The sequence below is a fragment of the Microbacterium sp. GbtcB4 genome (assembly GCF_019091465.1).
Classification (GTDB): Bacteria; Actinomycetota; Actinomycetes; order Actinomycetales; family Microbacteriaceae; genus Microbacterium; species Microbacterium paraoxydans.
This window is the reverse complement of record NZ_JAGXJJ010000564.1, coordinates 1-236: the sequence shown is the minus strand read 5'-3', so window position 1 is coordinate 236 and position 236 is coordinate 1. Positions and strand designations below refer to the sequence as shown.

Annotated in this window: 1 pseudogene; it reads left to right on the top strand. The window is 74.6% G+C overall.

Features of this window, described 5'->3' with window-relative positions:
* A pseudogene (locus tag KVS71_RS20130) lies at positions 1-236 on the top strand (heme A synthase); the annotation flags it as partial.

The following is a 236-nucleotide window of genomic DNA, read 5'->3' as shown; positions in this document are numbered from 1 at the left end:
GCCTCGGCTGCACCGAGTGGCCGCTGTGCACGCCCGAGTCGCTCGTCCCGATCGTCGAGGGGCAGGGCATCCACGGGATGATCGAGTTCGGCAACCGGCTGATGACCGGCGTCGTCGGGATCATCGCGCTCGCCGTCGTCCTGCTCGTCCTGCACACCATCAGCGGCCCCCGGGCGCCCATCCACGCCCTGGGGGTCGCCACCGGGCGTCTCGCCCGCCCGGCCGGCGCCCTCGGC